Annotated in this window: 16 protein-coding genes; 4 read left to right on the forward strand and 12 right to left on the reverse strand. The window is 62.3% G+C overall.

Features of this window, described 5'->3' with window-relative positions:
• Positions 1-12: 12 nt before the first annotated feature.
• On the reverse strand, positions 13-1,050 hold the full coding sequence (gene dctP, locus ABWV64_RS13155; protein WP_353346013.1) for a TRAP transporter substrate-binding protein DctP: 1,038 nt from the start codon (positions 1,048-1,050) through the stop codon (positions 13-15).
• A gap of 231 nt (positions 1,051-1,281) precedes the next feature.
• Between dctP and ABWV64_RS13160 the strand changes: the two genes are divergently transcribed.
• A complete protein-coding gene (locus tag ABWV64_RS13160; RefSeq protein WP_353346015.1) occupies positions 1,282-1,896 on the forward strand; it encodes a TetR/AcrR family transcriptional regulator in 615 nt (204 codons plus the stop codon).
• A gap of 23 nt (positions 1,897-1,919) precedes the next feature.
• Here the strand turns inward: ABWV64_RS13160 and tcuB are convergent, their stop codons facing one another.
• From tcuB to ABWV64_RS13215, 11 genes are all read right to left on the reverse strand, one after another.
• Positions 1,920-3,023: a tricarballylate utilization 4Fe-4S protein TcuB gene (gene tcuB / locus ABWV64_RS13165; protein WP_353346017.1), complete on the reverse strand. Its 1,104-nt coding sequence runs from the start codon at positions 3,021-3,023 to the stop codon at positions 1,920-1,922.
• Positions 3,013-4,398: an FAD-dependent tricarballylate dehydrogenase TcuA gene (gene tcuA, locus ABWV64_RS13170; RefSeq protein WP_353346019.1), complete on the reverse strand. Its 1,386-nt coding sequence runs from the start codon at positions 4,396-4,398 to the stop codon at positions 3,013-3,015. The genes tcuB and tcuA overlap by 11 nt, the downstream gene beginning before the upstream one ends.
• A 3-nt stretch (positions 4,399-4,401) precedes the next feature.
• Positions 4,402-5,283 carry an NAD(P)-dependent oxidoreductase gene (locus ABWV64_RS13175; RefSeq protein WP_353346021.1) on the reverse strand — a complete coding sequence of 294 codons (882 nt, stop codon included), beginning with the start codon at positions 5,281-5,283 and terminating at the stop codon, positions 4,402-4,404.
• The gene (locus tag ABWV64_RS13180) at positions 5,280-6,230 is read right to left on the reverse strand and encodes an SMP-30/gluconolactonase/LRE family protein (protein WP_353346023.1); all 951 of its coding nucleotides are present in this window, start codon (positions 6,228-6,230) and stop codon (positions 5,280-5,282) included. Before ABWV64_RS13180 ends, ABWV64_RS13175 begins: the two co-directional genes overlap by 4 nt.
• A 142-nt stretch (positions 6,231-6,372) precedes the next feature.
• Positions 6,373-7,146, reverse strand: a complete 774-nt coding sequence (locus ABWV64_RS13185; protein WP_353346025.1) for an IclR family transcriptional regulator — start codon at positions 7,144-7,146, stop codon at positions 6,373-6,375.
• 114 nt (positions 7,147-7,260) lie between these two features.
• Positions 7,261-8,112 (reverse strand): carboxylating nicotinate-nucleotide diphosphorylase, encoded by an 852-nt coding sequence (gene nadC, locus ABWV64_RS13190; RefSeq protein ID WP_353346027.1) that lies wholly within the window; start codon positions 8,110-8,112, stop codon positions 7,261-7,263.
• Positions 8,109-9,674 (reverse strand): L-aspartate oxidase, encoded by a 1,566-nt coding sequence (locus ABWV64_RS13195; RefSeq protein WP_353346029.1) that lies wholly within the window; start codon positions 9,672-9,674, stop codon positions 8,109-8,111. Before ABWV64_RS13195 ends, nadC begins: the two co-directional genes overlap by 4 nt.
• 7 nt (positions 9,675-9,681) lie before the next feature.
• Complete coding sequence (nadA, locus tag ABWV64_RS13200; RefSeq protein ID WP_353346031.1) at positions 9,682-10,731, reverse strand: quinolinate synthase NadA; 1,050 nt, start codon at positions 10,729-10,731, stop codon at positions 9,682-9,684.
• 95 nt (positions 10,732-10,826) lie between these two features.
• Positions 10,827-13,709 (reverse strand): cellulase family glycosylhydrolase, encoded by a 2,883-nt coding sequence (locus tag ABWV64_RS13205; protein ID WP_353346033.1) that lies wholly within the window; start codon positions 13,707-13,709, stop codon positions 10,827-10,829.
• A 494-nt stretch (positions 13,710-14,203) separates the two neighbouring features.
• Positions 14,204-14,629, reverse strand: a complete 426-nt coding sequence (locus tag ABWV64_RS13210) for a GlcG/HbpS family heme-binding protein (RefSeq protein WP_353346035.1) — start codon at positions 14,627-14,629, stop codon at positions 14,204-14,206.
• A 1-nt stretch (position 14,630) separates the two neighbouring features.
• The gene (locus ABWV64_RS13215; protein ID WP_353346037.1) at positions 14,631-16,769 is read right to left on the reverse strand and encodes a malate synthase G; all 2,139 of its coding nucleotides are present in this window, start codon (positions 16,767-16,769) and stop codon (positions 14,631-14,633) included.
• Between the two features lie 140 nt (positions 16,770-16,909).
• On the opposite strand from ABWV64_RS13215, the gene ABWV64_RS13220 reads away from it, so the two are divergent.
• The 3 genes from ABWV64_RS13220 (at position 16,910) to pseF (ending at position 19,513) form a co-directional block, all read left to right on the forward strand.
• A complete protein-coding gene (locus ABWV64_RS13220; protein WP_353346039.1) occupies positions 16,910-17,683 on the forward strand; it encodes an IclR family transcriptional regulator in 774 nt (257 codons plus the stop codon).
• Positions 17,684-17,890: 207 nt separating this feature from the next.
• A complete protein-coding gene (locus tag ABWV64_RS13225) occupies positions 17,891-18,727 on the forward strand; it encodes a lysophospholipid acyltransferase family protein (protein ID WP_502902670.1) in 837 nt (278 codons plus the stop codon).
• A gap of 81 nt (positions 18,728-18,808) precedes the next feature.
• A complete protein-coding gene (pseF, locus tag ABWV64_RS13230) occupies positions 18,809-19,513 on the forward strand; it encodes a pseudaminic acid cytidylyltransferase (protein WP_353346043.1) in 705 nt (234 codons plus the stop codon).
• The last annotated feature ends 3 nt before the right edge of the window (positions 19,514-19,516 follow it).

Raw genomic sequence — 19,516 nt, forward strand, 5'->3', positions numbered from 1 at the left:
GACGCGCCGACCTCAGAGGTATCCGAGATCGCGCATCAGCCCCGAGTAAGCCGCGGCCGCTTTTTCGGCCAGCGGACCGCGCGCGGCCTCTTTGGCGAGGATGTCGGAGGAGGCCGCGACAAGCATTTGCGAGACCTCTTCGGGCAGGTTGATCACCTCGACGCCGTTTTCCGCCCGTCCGGCGGCAAGCGCGATGGCCTCTTTGTGCAAATACTCAGCAGACCGCCGCCAGAACCGCTCTTCAAGCAGCGATGTCAGCAAGAGCTGCATATCATCGTCGAGCTTTTCAAGCTCCTTGATGTTGACGATGAACCCGTCGCCCGTCAGGCCAAGCGGGGGTTTGACGTGGTATTTTGCAACCTCCCAAAGCGACATGGATTTTGCGCCAATCGCGGCGCCCCAATGCGCGCCGTCCACAACGCCGGAGCTGATCGATTGATAAAGCTCGGCCCCCGCGATGTATTGCGGCGCGGCCCCTGCGGCCGCCAGATAATCGAGCATCGTGCCCGAGGAGCGCAGCTTGAGACCGGCAAAATCCGCGGCGGTTTCGATCTTCTTCGAGACGACCAACTCGGTCGGATAAACCTTTTCCGTCATGTAAAGCACGCCGGTCGGGTTCATTTGCTCGTTCATCAAATCCTCGATGCCGAGGTTCTTGATCGCATGTTGAAGCTGCCACGATTCGCGGAATGTGCCAGGGATGCCATAGCCGAAGCTGGCGGCCTCGACCTCGTCTTGAAAGTAGGACGGCGAGCAGGTGCCCATCGGCAGAACGCCGCGTTTGATCAATTGGTAGATGTCTTTGCCCTTACCGAATTCGCCGGCACCGAAGAGTTCGAGCTTGAACGCCCCCTCGGAGCGCTTTTCCAGCTCGGCAGCCAGAACGCCCAAGGAATCGTTGAAAGAGCCGGACGCTTTGGGCCAATGCGATTGGACGCGCCATGTGACGGCGCCCGCTGCGATGGCTTTGCCGATAAAGGCGGGTGCAGCAAGGGGCGCCAGCATGGCACCGCGCAAAAGTGCACGCCGGTTGGTCAGTGATTTTGTCATATTATCCTCCCTAAGCGCCGAAACGGGTCCGGCGACATTCCTCCTGTTATTGGATGTAACGGGGCGGCTCGGTTAACGATTATATGCCCTCGATACTTAGCAGAACATTTTTTTACTCATGCGTCAATAAAATACCCGTGTCGAATATGCGCGGTTGCGAGGCTTGTGATTTGACCCGATCCGTGAAACGATTTAATGCCGCAATGCGGCAAGACACGAGGAGCCCAGAGAATGGCAAACTGGAACGGCGCCGTTGCGAGCCGCGAAGAAGTGCGAGAGTTGAAACGGCGCGCGGCCCTGCGCGTTGCTGCACGCATTTTCAACGAGAAGGGCTACCATGCGACCTCCCTTGACGAGGTCGCCGAAGAGATCGGCGTAACCAAAACCGCGCTCTATTATTACTTTAAAAACAAAGAGCAACTGCTCTATGAGTGTTTGAAGCTGACCTATAACTGCGGGCAAACCGCGCGGCTTGAGGCCGAAGGTTTCGACGGCAGCGCTTTTGACAAGCTGAGTTTTTTGTACAAACGCTTCATGGAGCTTTTGATGGAAGAGCGCGGGGCCTATACGACGATGGCCAATATCCGCGCGTTGCCCGAAGAGGCCCAAGAGGAGCTGATCGACCGGCGCCGCCAATTGGACCGCTATTCGCGCATGCTGATCGAGAAGGCGATCCAAGAGGGGGCGTTGCGACCCGTTGATGTGCGCATCACGTCGAATTTTTTCTTGGGTGCCGTGAACTGGATTTTGCGCTGGCATACCGAAGATGACGCCATGTCGCCCGACGAGGTCTCGGCGCATTTTCTCGACCTGTTCATGAACGGGATCGTCGCCAAAAAGGCATAAGCGGATATGGCCCTGCGCGCGGCTCATGAGGTGCCTCCGCCGTGCCGGCGGTCGCGGGCGTATCGGGCCAACGCCAGATAGCGATAGAGCCCGTGCACGAATTTGCCGTAGGGCAGGGTGAGGAAAAACGTCAAAACCGCGCCAAGATGCAGCGCCAGAAGCGAGCCAAGCGCGGGCGTATGCCCTGCGGCGCGCAGGGCCAAACCGCTTGCGCCGGTGAGCAGCAAGATCGCGATGAACCCGTATTCCATGCCGCGAAACTCTTGCGCCTTGAGCGCGCCGAGCCGCGCCGCCTTGGCGCGGAGCAACCCGAGGCACCCGATCACGAGGCCGATGCCGCCGGCGATGCCCAAAAGCGGCGGCAATTGCCACCATGCATAGGGCGCTTTTGCGTCAAACCCGTAGTGGTAGAGCGTCGCAAGCGAGGTCGAGGCAAGGCAGAGCAAAAAGCCGTAGAACACCAGATGGTGCCACATCCTGCGCCGGTCCGTCGGTGCGTCGTCCTCATTGAAACACCCCATCCCGCCGCCATCCAGGTAGGTCAGCCGCGCCGCATCATGGCTGGCGCGAAGATGATCGCCCGCGCCCAAATCCCGCGCGCCGCAGTCTTTCCAAAAGGCCCGCGCGCCCATGAAAACCGCCACGAGCATCCACAAGAAAGCCGCGCCGAAAACCGCCACCATCGCGCCATGCGGCATCAGTGCGTAGAACCGCCCCGCCTCCAGATGCGCGGACCAAATCACACCGGGCGCATGTGCCGCGATAAACCCGAGCAAAAACAGCGCAAAGAAAACCGTGCATCCCAAGGCCAGAGCCAGCCCGTGTTTGTCAAAGATCGGCCGCGCCGCCGCAGGCCATGCGTAATGCCCATAGCTTTTGGACCTCACGCGGGCGAGGCTTTGCGGCAGGTTCACCGCAAATTCATGCGGCGGCGCGAATTGGCAATCGTGATAGCAGGCGCCGCATCCATGGCACAGGTTCGCCAGATGATTCAGATCACCGTCCGAGAATGCCCGCTGCATCTCCATCGCGGGAAATACGGCGCAAAGCCCCTCGCAATAGCGGCAAGAGTTACAGATCGTCATCAATCGATCCGCCTCGGTGAGGGCCGCAGTGCTATGAGACATGACGCGCCGCCTGCGTTCCTGCGATTTTGCCAAAGACCGCGCCGATGGTCATGCCGATGCCCGCCGCATAGCCTTGACCCAATATATTGCCCGCCATGATTTCGCCCGCTGCAAAAAGGTTCTCGGCGGGGGTGCCATCGGCCATGATCATCCGCGCATCCATGCCGGTTTTGACGCCCAGATAGGTGAATGTGATGCCCGGCTTGACCGGATAGGCATAGTAGGGCGGGGTTTCGATACGCTGCGCCCAATTGGTCTTATTAATGCGCAGCCCGCGCGTGGCATTGCCGTCCAAAACATTGGTGTCCAGCGGCTTGCCGCCGACCACGGCCGCATTAAAACCGTTGATCGTGGCGTCGAGCCGCGCTGGATCAAGGCCCAGCTTGCCCGCCAGCTCTGCCACGCTGCCTGCCGATATGGGCGGGTAGGGCGAGGGCATGAAGCGGGCGATATTGGGGGCGTCAAAAATGATATAGGCGGTTTGATCCGGTTGATCGGCGACCAAACGGCCCCAAATCGCATAGCGTTTTGGCCAGAGGTCTTCGCCTTCGTCATAAAACCGCTCGGCCTTTTTGTTGACCACGACGCCCAAAATCACGCAATCGAGCCGCGTGATGATCCCGCCGTCATAGCGCGGTGCGCGTGCGTCGATCGCGACGGCGTGGCATTGGCTGGCATCACCGATCTGCATCACACCATGATCAATCAACATGCGCGTGACCGTGCCGCGATTGAAGGGCGTGCCGCGTATAAGGAAGTTTTCGGCCCGCTCGCCCCATCCCTTCTTGAGCCAGTGGATATCGGCTTGAAACCCGCCGCAGGCGGCGACGAAAGCGCCCGCCTCGATGTCGGTTTCGCCGTCGGGGCATCGCACGCGGGCGCTGCGAAACCGTGCGCCGCGGATATCCAATCCGGTCACCTCATGCTCATATCGCACCTCCACCTTGAGGCTCTCGGCGGTGCGGTAAAGCGCGTTGAGCATCGAGCGCCCGCCGCCGAGGAAAAACGAATTGGTGCGGCCAAGGTTGATCGTGCCGCCCAAAGACGGTTGAAACCGCACCCCTTGCTCTTGGATCCAATCGAGCATCGGTTTTGATTGTGCGATCATCATTCTGGACAGGGGCTTGTCGGTGTTGCCCGCCGTCACGCGCAGCAAATCGTCGTAGAATTCCTCTTCGCCGTATGGGCCGGTGAGCGTATCGGTGGCCGCATCATGGGCGCAGCGCATGTTGCGTGTGTGGCGCGTATTGCCGCCGCGATAGAATTTCGGCGCGGCCTCAAGGATCACGACCCGCCGCCCCGCCCGCGCCGCCGCGATGGCCGCGCAAAGCGCCGCATTGCCGCCGCCCGCGATCAGGACATCGACCCGCTCCATCCGTCAGACCCGATCCGTCACCCGCGCAAGCACGGGGAAGTAAGCATCGGAAAATCCAGCCTCTTTGGCCTTTTGCATCCGCGCTTTGGCCAATTCGGCGCCTTGGACCTTGATCTTGCAAGAGGCCGCGAGATCAAGCGCATAGCCGACGTCCTTGAGCGCATAATCGGTCGGGAAGGCTCCGTCAGGAAAGGCATCCGCCAGCATGGCTTTGACCCCGTGATTGCGCAGGGCAAAGCTGTCGGCGGAGCCTTTGGACAGCGTGTCGAAGAGTAGCGCCGGATCCATCCCCGCCGCCTTGCCCAAGGCCAACGCTTCGGACAGCGCCACGACCGTCTCGAACAGCACCATATTGTTGAGGATTTTCACCACCTGCCCGCAGCCCACGCCGCCGCAATGGGTGATGTCGCTTGCCGCATGGGCCAAAAGCGGGCGAATGGCGGCAAAGATCCGATCATCCGCGCCCACCATGATCGACAGGCTGCCCTCTTCGGCGGCTTGGCGGGTGCGCGCGACGGGGGCATCGGCGAAGGCGATGCTCTTGGCCGCCAGCTTTGCCGCCAGATCGCGGGTCAAAACGACCGGTGCGGTGGACATATCCACCACCACCAGACCCGCCCGCCCATGAGCCAAAATCCCGTCCTCGCCAAGGATCACCGCCTCGACCTGCGCCCCGCCCGGCAAGGAGAGAAACAAGATATCCACCTTGGCGGCCAGATCGGCGAGGCTTGGCGCAAGCTGCGCGCCATGCTCGCGCATACGCTGGGCAGGGGCGGGGTCGAGATCAAACACATGCATGTCAAAGCCCGACTTGACGCGCATATTACGGCAAATCGGCTCGCCCATCACGCCCAGCCCGATGAAACCAAGGACCGGCGCGCTCATTGCGCCGCGCCTTGGCCGGTTGCAAAGGTCAAAATCGAGGTGCCGCAGAGCGAGCCGAGATATCCTATGTGACCATCGTGCGAAAACGCGATGCTGGCGATATTGCCCAAGGAGCTTTTGCCCGTGCCGTAAAAATGCTCGCGCCCCATATGTCCTGCGGCCAAGGCGCTCTCGACGGTTTGCACCCATTCGGGATCGCAATCCTCGATCACCAATTCCTTTTGCCCGTCCGGCGCGATACGCCACAATCGGTTCGACACGATACAGGTCACCCAAAGATAGCCCGCAGCATCAAACCGGATACCATCGGGGAAATCGCCTTGGCCAAAACTTGCAAAGACCCGCCGGTTGCTCAGGCCCTGATCGCCCAGATCGAAGCGCGTTACGGCGCGTGCAAATGTCTCGGTGACCAACAGCCCGCGCCCGTCGGCGGTCAGGCGGCATTCATTGGCAAAGCAGATATCATCGGCCAGTATCCGAGGCCCCTTGGCGTCCACCATGACGATCATCCCGTCGCGGACCTTGTCCGAATAGGCGTTGAAGCGCGGCAGGCTGAGCGTGCTGACGGTGATGAAATGTCGCCCCTGCGCATCCGTCATCACAAAATTCGCCGCCGCCAAAGCGACCCCGTCCACCTCCATCAGGTAGGGCGTCAGTTCCCCTTGCGCGGACAGCCGCCATATCCCGCCGCCCTCGCCGATATTGGCGATCAAAAAGCTGCCGTCCGCTTGCAGGGCGATGCCGTTGGGGATGAGCTCCGATCCGCCCGCCATCGCGGGGGAGGGGCCAAGCGTGCGGACCTCGCCCTCGGCGGAAATCATGCTGATGCCGCGCCCACGGTGCGATACGGCGAGCGATCCATCGGCGTAAACATGCACGGATTCGGGGCGTGCGAGGCCATGTCCCAAGGGGTGCAGGGCGTCTAGCGATAAGCGGGGCTGGGTCATCAGATCTCCTCTTCCCTTGAAAATAGACCGATAATTCTGTCACGCGCAACAAATGTTTCGCAGAGCCCCGAAATCCACGACAGGACGGGTGCACCCTTTGGGGGTGACCGAGCGGGAATAGGGAAATGTCGGGTAACTGCGGTTAGAGCGGATAACACGCGCCAAGGGCCGCGGATATCTCGCGCGCGGCGCTCAAAAGCTGCGGCGTCATGCGGGCGATATCCTCGGGGGTGAAGCGCTCTTTGGGGCCCGAAAAAGACAGCGCCCCGACAAGGCGGTTGGCACCGGAAAACACCGGCGCCGCGATCCCCGCGCAGAGCGGATCGCGCTCGCCAAGCGACAGGGCAAAACACGCGCGCCTGATGGCGGCCAATTCGCGGTGATCCGCACCCTCCGGCGCTCTGTCTGGCGCACTGTCTGGCCCGCCGCCCGCATCAAAGGCCAGCAAGACCTTGCCCGCCGCCCCGCGCTGCATCGGCAGGCGGTCGCCCGCATGCACACGGTCCAAGGTTGAATGGGTCGAGTTCACCCGAAACAGGCACAACCGCTCGCTCGGCGTCTGGCGCACATGAAAGGACGGGCTTTCGGTGCCCAGATCCACCAGCCTCTCCAGCACCGGCAGGATTTGGTGGCGCAACGGATTGGTGCGCTCATAGGCCAGCCCCAATTGCAGGATGCTGGGGCCGAGGGCGTATTTGCTCTCTTCGACGCGCACCACATATCCGGCGTCTTGTAAGGATTCCAAAATCCGCAGGATGGTGCTTTTGTAAAGACCCGTCGCGCGCGCGATTTCCGACAGGTTGCGCGGCATGCTCGCCGCTTCGATCGCGCCGATGATCGCCAAAGCGCGATTGACGGCGGCAACGCCGCGCGCGCCTTGCTCTGTGCTGTCAGCGGGATGGTTTTGCGACGTCACGGCGGGCCTCTTTATCGTTGGCGGGGCGGCGAAATTGCGCCCTGCCTAGCGCGAAAGGCGCAAAAATGCACCTCTAATCAATCTGCCCAAGCGGCGGATCGGGCGACGGGGCGCTTAAAAATCAAGCCCCAAATCCACAGTGCGCACCGAATGGGTCAAAGCCCCCGAGGAGATGTAATCAACCCCTGTCGCGGCGATCGAAGCAATGCGCGAGGCGGTCACATTGCCGCTGGCTTCGGTTTTCATCCGCCCGCCCACCATGGCGACAGCGGCGCGCAGCATCTCGTTGTCCATATTATCAAGCAAGACCACATCTGCGCCGCCGACCTGCAAAACCTCTTCAAGCTGGTCCAAACGGTCCACTTCGATCTCGACCGTGGTCATATGCGATCCATGCGCTTTGGCGGCCTCGAGCACGGCGCGCACGCCGCCGGCGGCTGCGATATGGTTGTCCTTGATCAAAATCGCATCGGAAAGCGAATAGCGGTGATTGAACCCGCCGCCATGCAGCACCGCCAGCTTTTCCACGCTGCGCAAACCGGGCGTGGTTTTGCGCGTGCAGGTGACCCGCGCCTTGGTGCCTTTGGCTTGCGCCACAAACTGGGCGGTTTGCGTGGCAATTCCGGTCAAACGGCCAGCGAAATTCAGCGCGACACGTTCCGCCGAAAGGATCGAGGCCGCCGATCCGTTGATCTGCATCAGCGTGTCGCCCTTTTTGCAGGCCGATCCATCGGCGCGCAAGGTCACCACCTCCAAGGCCGGATCGATCAAGCGAAAGGCCATCGCGGCGATTTGCATGCCCGACACCACCGCGTCTTCGCGCGCGTTGATCCGCGCTTCATAGGTCACCCCCGCAGGGATCACCGCGCGGGTTGTCACATCGCCATAAGCGCCAAGGTCTTCCATCAGCGCGCCGCGCACCATGGGCTCCAGAACCAGATCAGGCAGGCTTTGATGGGCCGTCATCGCGTATCCTCGCAAGCTTGGGCGCGCAGGGCGCGCGCCTCGGTCAATGTCATCATCGAACGTTTGCCGACCCCTGCGTGCATATCGGGGTAATCGGCGCGTTCATGCGCGCCGCGGCTTTCCTTGCGCACCCATGCACAGGCCGTGATCAAGGTGGCGGTGGCGCACATATTGGCGAAATCGGGGCTGTCGCCGTGGGCCTGTTCGAGCGCGGCAATCTCGCGCAGCGCGCTGCGCAATCCGGCATCGGTGCGCACCACGCCGACATTGGCCGTCATCGTAGCGCGCAGCTTGGCCACGGCGCTCGGGTCGGGGGCGCGCCCGCCCTCCTCGAACGCGAGGGTGATCTCGGGGGCGGCATTGGGCGCGACGCGTTCCGCCATATCGGCGGCGCAGATGCGCGCATAGACCAGCGCTTCGAGCAGCCCGTTCGAGGCGAGGCGGTTGGCTCCGTGCAACCCGGTCGAAGAGGCCTCGCCGCAGACCCAAAGATTGCCCAAGGAGGCGCGACCAAACACATCCGTGGCGATCCCGCCCATGTGATAATGCGCCGCCGCCGAGACGGGGATCGGCATGGTCGCGGGGTCGATGCCATTGCGCGCGCAGGCGCTGGCGACCGAGGGGTAGAGGGTTTTGATCCGCGCGCCGAGCGCGGCGCGCGTGTCGAGCATCGGGCGCTTGCCGGCTTGGGTTTGGGCATAAATCTCGCGCGCGACCACATCGCGCGGGGCCAGTTCGGCGTCGGGATGCACGCCGGTCATAAACCGCTCGCCCGCCGCATTGATCAAAATCGCTCCCTCGCCGCGCAGGGCCTCGGTGGCCAAAGGCGCAGGGTCTTCGCCCACGTCCATCGCCGTGGGGTGGAATTGCACAAATTCGGCGTCCGCAATCACCGCGCCCGCCCGCGCGGCCATGCCGATCACCTGCCCGCGAATGCGCGGCGGGTTGGTGGTCAGCGCATAAAGCCCGCCCGAGCCGCCCCCCGCGAACAGGTAGGCCGCCCCGCGCAACATCACCGGCGCAGAGCGCGCCTCGCCCGAGGCTTGGATTTCGATGCCGGTCACATCGCCGTCGCGGGTCTCGATCCCCAAGGCCATCGTGCCTTCGAGCACCTGCACCGAAGGCGCGGCGCGCACCTGTTCGATCAAGGCCGCCATGATCGCCGCGCCCGCCTGATCGCCCTTGACGCGCACAACGCGGGCAAAGCTATGGGCCGCCTCGCGCGACAGCACATAGTCCCCCGCGCCCGAGCGGTCGAAGGGCGTGCCAAGGTCGGTCAGCTCCAGAATATGGTTGCGCGCCTCATTGGTCACCAATTCGGCCACCTCGGGCACCACGATCCCAGCGCCGACACGGATGGTGTCGGTGGCGTGGGAGGCGGGGCTGTCCTTATCGGCCATCGCCGCCGCAACGCCGCCCTGCGCCCAAGCCGAGCTGGCCCCCTCGCCGAGCGTCTCGGGAGAGATCATCACAACGGGCAAAGGCGCAAGTTCGAGCGCCGCATAGAGCGCACCAAGCCCCGCGCCGATGATGACGATCCGGTCGGTTTTGATCTCTTTCATGATCGGATCACAGGCCCAGCTTGCGCGACAGATCGATCATCCGCTGCACCGAGATGCGCGCCTTGGCGGCGACCTCTTCATCGACCTCGACCTGATTGTCGAGCGTGTGCAGCACATAGAGAATTTTTTCCAGACTGATTTTCTTCATGAAGGGGCACATGTTGCACGGTTTGGCAAATTCCACCTCGGGCAATTCATCGGCAATATTCGACGCCATCGAGCATTCGGTCACCAACATCGCCTTGGCCGGTTTATTCTCATGCACCCAATTGATGATGCCGCTGGTCGAGCCGGTGAAATCGGCTTCGGCCACCACGGCGGGAGTGCATTCGGGGTGGGCAATGATCTTGACCTGCGGATCGCTCTCGCGGTAGGCGCGCAAATCCTCGGCGGTGTAAAGCTCGTGCACGATGCAAGAGCCCGCCCAATAGACGACCTTTTTCTTCGACAGGTTCGCGACGTTCTGTGCCAAAAACTGGTCCGGCGTCATGATGACCGTGTCGCTCTCCATCGCATCGACGATCTGCACCGCATTCGACGAGGTGCAGCAGATGTCGGAGGCGGCTTTGACCTCGGCGGTGGTGTTGACGTAAGAGACCACCGGAGCGCCAGGGTATTTGGCGCGCATCTCGGCCACGCCCTCGGCGGTGATGGATTCGGCAAGGCTGCACCCTGCCGCCATATCGGGCATGAGCACCATTTTTTCGGGGCTGAGGATCTTGCTGGTTTCGGCCATGAAATGCACGCCGCCCTGCACGATGATATCGGCGTCCACATCCGTGGCCTTCATCGCCAGTTGCAAACTGTCGCCAACGAAATCCGACACGCCGTGGAAGATTTCGGGGGTCATGTAATTATGGCCCAAAATCACCGCGTTTCTTTCGCGTTTGAGATCATTGATCGCTTTGACATAGGGGGCATAGATCGCCCAATCGGCGGGCGAGACAACCCTGTCCATTTTCTCATAGGTGCTTTGCATCGAAGCGGCCAAATCGACATTCGGCGCGAGGTCGTAGGTCTCGGCCAAAGTGGCGCGAAGTTTCGGCATATCAAGCATGGGTCGCCCTTTTCGATAAACGTGCGGTTGCGCAACTCTATCAAGCTTGCAAAGGGGTTAAAAGCGCCGACGCGGCGTTGCGCGCGGCCCTGCGCCTAGCGCAGCATCGAAAAATGGCTCAGTTCGATGAAATGGATCGGGCCTTGCAGGCGCGAGACGTCAATCGCCCCGCGCAGGCGGCGGCCCAAGAAAACCTCGGCCGCGGTGCATAGATCAGCCTCGAAGATCACGTTATCGCGCGCATCCAGACAGGTTAGACGCACCATGCCTGCCGCTGTGGTCAGGCGGAGCTCGCAAAATCCGGTCGGGTGGTCGGTATGGGCCTCGCCAACGGGCTTCATTGCGGCCTCGCACGTGCCAAATTCAAAGGCCAAGGCGCCGCTGCGGCCAACGATTTTTACCCGCAAGAACAACCCGTTTTGCGGATCGGCCAAGTTCAGGATCTGAAAACCCAGACCCATCATCTGGCTTTCTTGGTCAATCGGTTTGATGCGAAACCTGAGCCGCGCAGTCAGCTGGTTGCTCCGGTCGGCGGCCAAATGGCGTTTGGTTTCGATGCGAAAACGGCTGCCGAGCGCGCGCCCCGGAGAGATCAACAGCGCGCTGCCGTCGCCTGCGTTTGTATGTGCCGGTATCGCATAGGCGAAAGGTTCGGTTTTCTCGACGCTCCAGAACGAGGCGTCGACGCTATTGCAGTGCAACACCGCACCCGCGCCGAAATCGTCTTGCAAGCTGCGCAGCGCATCGGGCGCGGTGTAATCCAGACACCGCCGCCGGAAGCTGTAATAGGCGGGTTTTTTACGCCCTTCGTGATCCACAAGGCCAAAGGATTTTTCCTGTTTCAAATCCCAATCTTCATCGCGGTATTTATACCAAAATACCTTTTGTATGGCGCTGTCATGGGCGGCGTCGCCCATGAAGCTGCTGACGAAATCGGCCTGTGTCATCGCATCAAAATCATAGTTCTGCGCCAGATCGAGCGAACGCGCGCCAACTTCGGTGATCCATAGCGGCAGTTCGCCCAATCCCGCCTGCGCTGCCGCGCCGCGAAAGGCTTGGGTCAATTGCCAGCTATGGGCGGCAAACCCGTCGGGCGCCTCGCCGAAATAGGGGTAGGGGTGGAGGCCGATGGCGTCAAATGCCATGTCGCTGCGGTCGGGATCGCGCGCCGCAATGGCGGCGAAGACCTGTTTGGCGAAATCGGGAATGAAGTAGAACCCGTCGTGACCGGCATTATCGGAAAACTCGGCGGCAAATTCCTCGCGATAGTCGTGCAGCGTGTTGGCAAAGGCGGGGCGGGTGCGCGCATCATGGCCGACAAGGCCGTTCTCGGCAAAGCTTACGCCGCAAATCTTGCCAGCAAAGCCCACCGCCTTGAGGCTCTGCACGCCAGGGCGTAGCACCATGTCAACATATTCGGCGCCGGTCCACGGGCGATGGGTGCCGTCCTCTGCCTTGACGGAGACGTAGAAATCCGAGGCATTGGGCTCGTTCCAAAGCTCGAAATCGTCGATAAACCCGAAGGTTTGGGCCAAAGCCGTGACATATTCAGCGTATTTTTGGGAAAAATCCACCTCGCCCAGATAGGTCCATCGGGCCACCTCCGGATGGCAATTCATGATCACCGCCGTGATCTGGATATGTTTGGGCAAGAGCGCGACGAAGGCATGGTAATGATTGACCAGCCCCTCGTTGAGAACCATGTCGCCGCGGTCGGAGTATTGCACCAGATGCCGCCAATAAAACGGCAACCGGATCGCATTGAGCCCGCATTCGGCGATCACATCCATATAGGTCGCCATCCGGTCGGGATCGTCGAGCAATTTGCTGATGGTTTCGAAATTCAGCCCGATCTGCTCGATATTGCCTTGCTCTGGCGCGCCGCGTAGGGACGCGGGAGCCGTCTTGGCGGCTTGCGGCGCGGGGCGCGGCGGGGGGGAGTGATGGGCTTTGGTCTCGTCGGCGGGGGCGGGCGCAGAGGCCTCGCTTTGCGTGCGCGCGGCCATGATCTGCTGTATCAATTCAAGGCTGCGTGCGGCGCTGGGCGGGGTGGCCTCTACGGCATGGACCGAGGCCGCGGCAGCATGCGGATCGGCCAGCCACCTTGTGGTCGCATGAGGGATAAACCGCGCGCGCAAACGGGCGTTCGAGGCGGCGTAATGCGCCATAATCCGCCGCCGCGCCTCGGTGCCGAGCAGGTTTTGCCCGCGCTGCTCGCGCGCAACGGCGCGGTTGACCTTCCAGAAGGCCCCGCGCAGCGCCAGCTTTTCCTCGTCCGGCAAAGTTGCGTCGAGCATCCGCCGCACGGTGACGATTTCGGGCGAAAAGCTGACGTTTCGCGGCCCGCCCGCAGGCTGAGGTATCTTGATCCCGAGGGCTTTGCCAAAGCGGTCCACCGCATCGATCCCGAAAGCCGGATCGTCGTAGGGAATGGCCAGAACCCGCTCTGCGCCGACCAAATCCGCATAGCTCGCGATCAAGCGCTCGTAATCGGCGGGCAGCGGGGCGCGCAAGTCGACGCCTTTGAAATCGCTGAATATCAATAACGGGTCGCGGCGCAGGACAGCGTCAACAAACTCCTCCGGCTCGAGCGCGCAATAGGAAGATTTGCAAAGCTCGCGATACATGCTTTCGATGTAGTCGTCCTGCCGGCGCAGCAGGCACACCACAGTGGTTTCATAGCGATCCGCGAGCGCCGCGATCTGCGCGGGATCGATCACCGACAGCAATTCGGTGCTCACGATCACCGTGTCGGCCGGCGAGGCGTCGATGGCTTGGATCAATGCGCGATGCGGCGCGGCGGCCTCTGCGGATGGCTCGAGCACCATGAAATGATGGCCGGGGTTGTTGGGGTTGGCATAGAGCGGCGGGTAGAAGACCCCTTGCCGCGCCAAAGCAACATCAGCCCGCGCCAAGGCATACTGGATCGAGGTCGTCCCAGTCTTATGCGTGCCGATATGCACAAACAGCCGTTTCATTGCGCCCCTTCAAAGGCTTGGGTCATGGGTTGACACGTCCGGCTTAACCCAAGCACAGCGCCGCATCAATCAATGCAGCAGGCGGCGCGGCGCATCGTGCAAAGCCGGACGGGTCCGGCATAGGTCCGCGCGCGTTAAAGTGGCGTAAAACTGATGCTTGGGCAGGACGGCGCAAGCGGCGGCGTTGCGGCGCGATCTATGCGCGATGGTGGCGGGGTTTAATGCGGGCCGCTTTGAGGGTCTCCGTGATGCGATGCGCTGGGCCTCAGGCGGGGCAAAAGAAAACAAAAACAACGGGATGTCCCAAAAGTCCATGCAGTTTGAGGCGGCCCGAGGTCCGCTGCCGATTGAGGGCAGGGCGCATTTTGCCGCTGGGCGCGCACGCATGTCTCGCGCGATAAATGCTAAACCTTGAAGCAGTTTTCCAGAGGGCAGAGGGCAGAGGGCGCTGCGCCGATCTGAGACCGCGCGCCGCGCCCGAGCCGCCGGTTGGATCAGGCCAGCGCCGCAAGCAGGGCATCAATCCCTGCCTGCGCAACCTCTTGATCTTGCGCGGGCGTGCCCGAGCTGACCCCGATACCGCCAATCACATCGCCGTCAAAGGTCACGGGCAAACCGCCGCCGACCACCATCAGCCGCCCGCCAATGGCCGAGGAAATCCCGTAGGCCGGCGATCCGGGCTGGCTGGCAGCGCCATATTCATGGGTGGCCTTTTTGGCCGCCGAGGCCGTGTAGCTTTTGTCGATGGCGATGGTCGTCGAGGTGACCTTGCCGCCATCCATGCGCTCGAAGGCAACGAGGTTGCCGCCTTCGTCGGTGATGGCGATGCACATGGGCACGCCGATCTCGGCCGCCTTGTCGCGCGCTCCCGCGATCAATATCCGCGCCTCGGAAATATCCAGTCGTTTGATGGTCAACATCTTATGCGCCTTTCTGGGCTTTGGCCGCGCGCCGCGCCGCGTGAAGAAGGGGTTCGGTATAGCCGGAGGGTTGCTCGATCCCTTTGAAGATCAAATCGCGCGCCGCGTGAAAGGCGATCCCGTCAAAGGCCGGAGCCATAGGCACATAGGCCGGATCAGAGGCGTTTTGCGCGTCGACCTTCGGGGCCATCCGGCGCAGGGCGGCGTCGATCTCGTCGCCCGAGCAAATTCCGTGCAGCATCCAGTTGGCCAGATATTGCGAGGAAATCCGCAAGGTCGCGCGATCCTCCATCAATCCGACATCATTGATATCAGGCACTTTCGAGCAGCCGACGCCTTGATCGACCCAGCGCACCACATAACCAAGGATCGATTGGCACGCATTGTCCAATTCGCGCGTGACCTCGGCATCCGACAGGTTGCGGCCATGCATCAATGGCGGGGTCAAAAGCGCCTCTTTCGATGCTTTCTCGCGCGATTTGAGCTGCTGCTGCAATGCGGCGACATCGACCTGATGGTAATGCGTGGCATGCAGGGTCGCAGCCGTGGGCGAGGGCACCCAAGCGGTATTCGCACCGGCTTTCGGGTGGCCGATTTTCACCTCCAGCATCTCGGCCATCATGTCGGGTTTGGCCCACATGCCTTTGCCGATCTGTGCCTTGCCCGACAGGCCCGCGGCCAGACCAGTATCGACATTGCCCGCCTCATAGGCTCCCAGCCAAGGCGCGGCCTGCATCTCGGCTTTGGGGATCACTGCGCCGCCCTGCATCGAGGTATGGATTTCGTCGCCGGTGCGGTCCAGAAAGCCGGTGTTGATGAAAACGCAGCGGTTTTTGACGGCCTTGATACAGGCGGCAAGGTTGGCCGAAGTGCGGCGCTCTTCGTCCATCACGCCCAGTTTCACCGTATTGGCGGGCAGGCCGAGGATCGTCTCGACGCGGCCAAAGAGCGTGTCGGCAAAGGCCGCTTCTTCGGGGCCATGCATCTTGGGTTTGACCACATAGACCGAGCCTGCGCGCGAATTTTTGGTGTCGCTGCGCGCCAGATCATGCATCGCGGCCGCAACGGTCACGGCGGCGTCGAGCATCCCTTCGGGGGTTTCCTTGCCGCCCATCATCACCGCATCGGTGGTCATCAAGTGCCCCACGTTGCGCACCAAAAGCACCGCGCGCCCCGCATGGGTGACCGCATTGCCTTGCGGATCGGTATAGCGCACATCGGGGTTCAAACGTCGGGTCACCTCGCGCCCGCCCTTTTCGAAGGTCTCGCTCAAGGTGCCATCCATCAGGCCAAGCCAATTGGCATAGACGGCGCATTTGTCTTCGGCGTCCACCGCCGCGACACTGTCCTCGCAATCCTGAATCGCGGTCAGGGCGCTTTCGAGGCGCAGATCGCTGATGCCTGCCGGATCGCTCTTGCCGATGGCGCTTTCGCGGTCCACGACCACCTCGATCAACAGCCCGTTCTTGCGCAGCATAAGACCGCCGCCCGCCGTGGTTCCGGCAAATTGCGACGGATCGGCAAGGCCGGTTTCCAACCCTTTGGTGGTGATCAACACCGTCTCGCCCGTCGGCACGATCGCCTCGACATCGGCCCAGCTTCCGCCCGCCAAAGGCGCGACCTTGTCCAGATGCGCGCGCGCCCATGCGATGACTTTCGCGCCGCGCGCCGCGTCATAGCCTTTGCCCTCGGGCGTGCCCGCGATGGCATCGGTCCCGTAAAGCGCATCATAGAGCGAGCCCCAACGCGCATTCGCCGCATTGAGCGCAAAGCGTGCGTTCATCACCGGAACGACCAATTGCGGCCCTGCGATGGAGGCGATCTCTGCATCGACATTCTCGACCGGGATCTCAAAGGGGGCGGGTTCGGGCTGCAGATATCCGATCTTTGTCAGGAAGGCGCGGTAGTCCGCCGCGTCGATGTCCTGCCCCTTGCGCGCCAGATGCCACGCGTCGATCTGCGCCTGCAACTCATCGCGCCGCGCCAAAAGCGCCGCATTCACCGGCATCAAATCACGCAGCATTTCGGCATAGCCGGACCAGAACGCATCGGGCGTGACACCTAAAAGCACTTTGTTCTCAATCAGATCGGCAAGCGGGGCGGCGACCGAAAGGCCGAAGCGGTCAACATAATTTGTCATGGCACTCTCCTGTGTTGGGCATGTTGTAGGGCAGGGCTTGCCGGACTTCCCGTTTTGGGAATAAGTTTTTCACGATGCGGAAAGCTGCGCGCCGGCCGCCGCCAAACCGCCGCACAAACCAGCAACACGAGGTCACGATCATGCCAAGCCAGAAATCCGAAGGGGTGCAATCGGTGACGCGCGCCTTGCGCCTTTTGACGCTGCTGAGCCAATCGGACGAAGGCCAAAGGGTCAGCGATCTGGCGCGCGAGGCAGATTTGGCGGTCTCGACGGCGCACCGGCTTTTGACCACGCTGGAGCAAAGCGGCTTTGCGCAATTTGCCCCTGATGATGCGCTTTGGCATGTCGGGCGCGCGGCCTTTTCGGTGGGCGCGGCCTATACGCAGCGGCGCAACTTTATCGCGCCGGCCTTGCCGTTCTTGCGCCGTCTGCGCGACGAGACGCGCGAGACCGCCAATTTGGGGATTCTGGACGAGGATCAATTGGTCACCGTCTCGCAAGTGGAAAGCCGCGAGATCATGCGCGCCATCTCCCCTCCGGGCGGGCGGGTGCCGGTGTTTTGCTCGGGCATGGGCAAGGCGATTTTGGCCACATGGCGCGACGATCAAATCGCCGCATTCGCCGCGCGCACAGGGTTTCACCCGCTGACCTCGCGCTCGCATCGCGCGCTGCCAGCGGCCATGGCGGATATCGCGCGGGTTCGGGCCTGCGGCTATGCGGTGGATGACGAGGAGCATGTCACGGGACTGCGCTGCGTTGCCGCCGCCGTGCATGGCCCGCAAGGCGATGCGGCCTGCGCGATCTCGGTCTCGGGTCTGGCCGCGCGGTTGACGCCCGCACGGATCGAAACCATCGGCGCGCAGGTCGAACGCGCGGCGCAGGATTTGACGGCGGCCTTGGGCGGCGCGCGCTAGGCCTTAGCCGCAGGGGTCACCGAATTATATTTTCGCTTGGGTCGGGCCGGATTTGCCGCCATATAGGCTGCGATTGTGCGGCCCAACGGCCGCCGCGCCGCCCTCACAAACACCCGAGACCCGATGCCCGAGCAAAGCAAGAACCGCCCCAAACCAAGCCCCAAACAGCGCCTCGCAGCATTGGGCGAACGGCTGTCGGGTGCCGTCATGGTGGGCTTGGTCGATCTGATCCGCCTGTTGCCCTACCGCTGGCGTATCCCGTTCGGAGGGTGGTTTTTCTCGCGGGTTCTGGCGCCGCTGGTGGGCTATCGCCGCCGGATCAAGAATAACCTGCGCCTGACGGGGATCGACCTGCCGCCCGATGAAATCAAACGCCTCGCGCGGGCCGTGCCGGACAATATGGGCCGTTCGGTGCTGGAAATTTTTTCGCCCGAAAACCTGCATGACGTGACGCTTGCAACGCCCTTTGAGGGCGAAGGCATGTCGGCGGTCGAGGCGGCGCGCGCCAAGGGCCAGCCGGTGATCTTCGTCTCGGGGCATTTTGGCAATTACGATGTGATCCGCACCGGATTTGCCGCCCGCGGATTTCCGCTCGGCGGGCTCTACCGGCGCATGAATAACCGCTATTTCAACGACCGCTATGTCGCCGCGATTTCGGCGGCGGGCAGCCCCTTGTTCGAACGCGGGCGCAAGGGCATGGCGCAGATGGTCAAACACCTCAAAGAGGGCGGATCGCTGGCGCTGTTGATCGATCAACATATGGGCGCGGGCGAGCCGCTGACCTTCTTTGGCCAAACCGCCTATACGGCGCTCTCGGCGGCGCAACTGGCGCTCAAATATGACGCTTTGGTCATCCCGTGCTATGCCATTCGCCAACCCGACGGGATGAGCTTTCGGGTCGAATTGGAAGCGCCGATCGCCCATAGCACCGCAGCCGAGATGACCCAAGCGCTCAACGACAGCCTCGAGCGGCGGGTGCGCGAGAATATGGGGCAATGGCTTTGGGTGCACCGGCGCTGGAAAGGCGCGGGGCGCAAAGCCTGACGGCTGCGGCTTGCTCCTGCTTGGCGGGCTGGTAAACTTGCGCAAAACCATGGGGGCGCGGGCCTTCGCGAAAGGGATCACATGAGCGATAATCTACCCTCCGACGCGGTTGCGATTTTGCCTGCGCGCGGCGGCTCCAAACGCATCCCCCACAAAAACCACCGCCCCTTTGCGGGGCGTCCGGCGATGGGATGGCCCTTGGCTGCGGCGCAAGAGAGCGGATTGTTCACGCGCATCATCGTCAGCACCGATGACGCTGAAATTGCCCAGACGGCCAAGAGCTTAGGCGCCGAAGTGCCCTTCATTCGCGATCCTGCGCTCGCGGATGATTTTACCGGCACCACCGAAGTGATCCGCGATGCGGTCACGCGGCTTGGCCTCGCGCCCGATGTGCCGGTCTGTTGCCTTTATCCGACGGCGTTTTTTGTCACGCCCGAGGACCTCAGCGAAGGGCTGGACCTGTTGGCGGGCGGGGCGCGCTGGGTTCTGGCGCTGGGCGAATACCGCACCCCGATCCAGCGCGCCTACCGGCGCAGTGGCAGCGGGGCCAATGTGGCGGCCATGGACGCCGCGATGATGCCCAAACGCTCGCAAGACCTCGAAACCGCCTATTTCGACAGCGGGCAGTTCTATTGGGGCCGCGCCGAGGCGTGGTGCGACGGGCAGGCGCGCATTTGGGACGGTGCGGCGGGCGTGATCTTGCCCGCTGACCGCTGCGTCGACATCGACACGATGGATGATTGGCATTTCGCGGAAAAACTCTTTGCCCTGCGCGAGAAAGCCTAGGCC

The organism is Litorivita sp. NS0012-18 (genome assembly GCF_040371945.1).
Taxonomy (GTDB): Bacteria; Pseudomonadota; Alphaproteobacteria; order Rhodobacterales; family Rhodobacteraceae; genus Litorivita.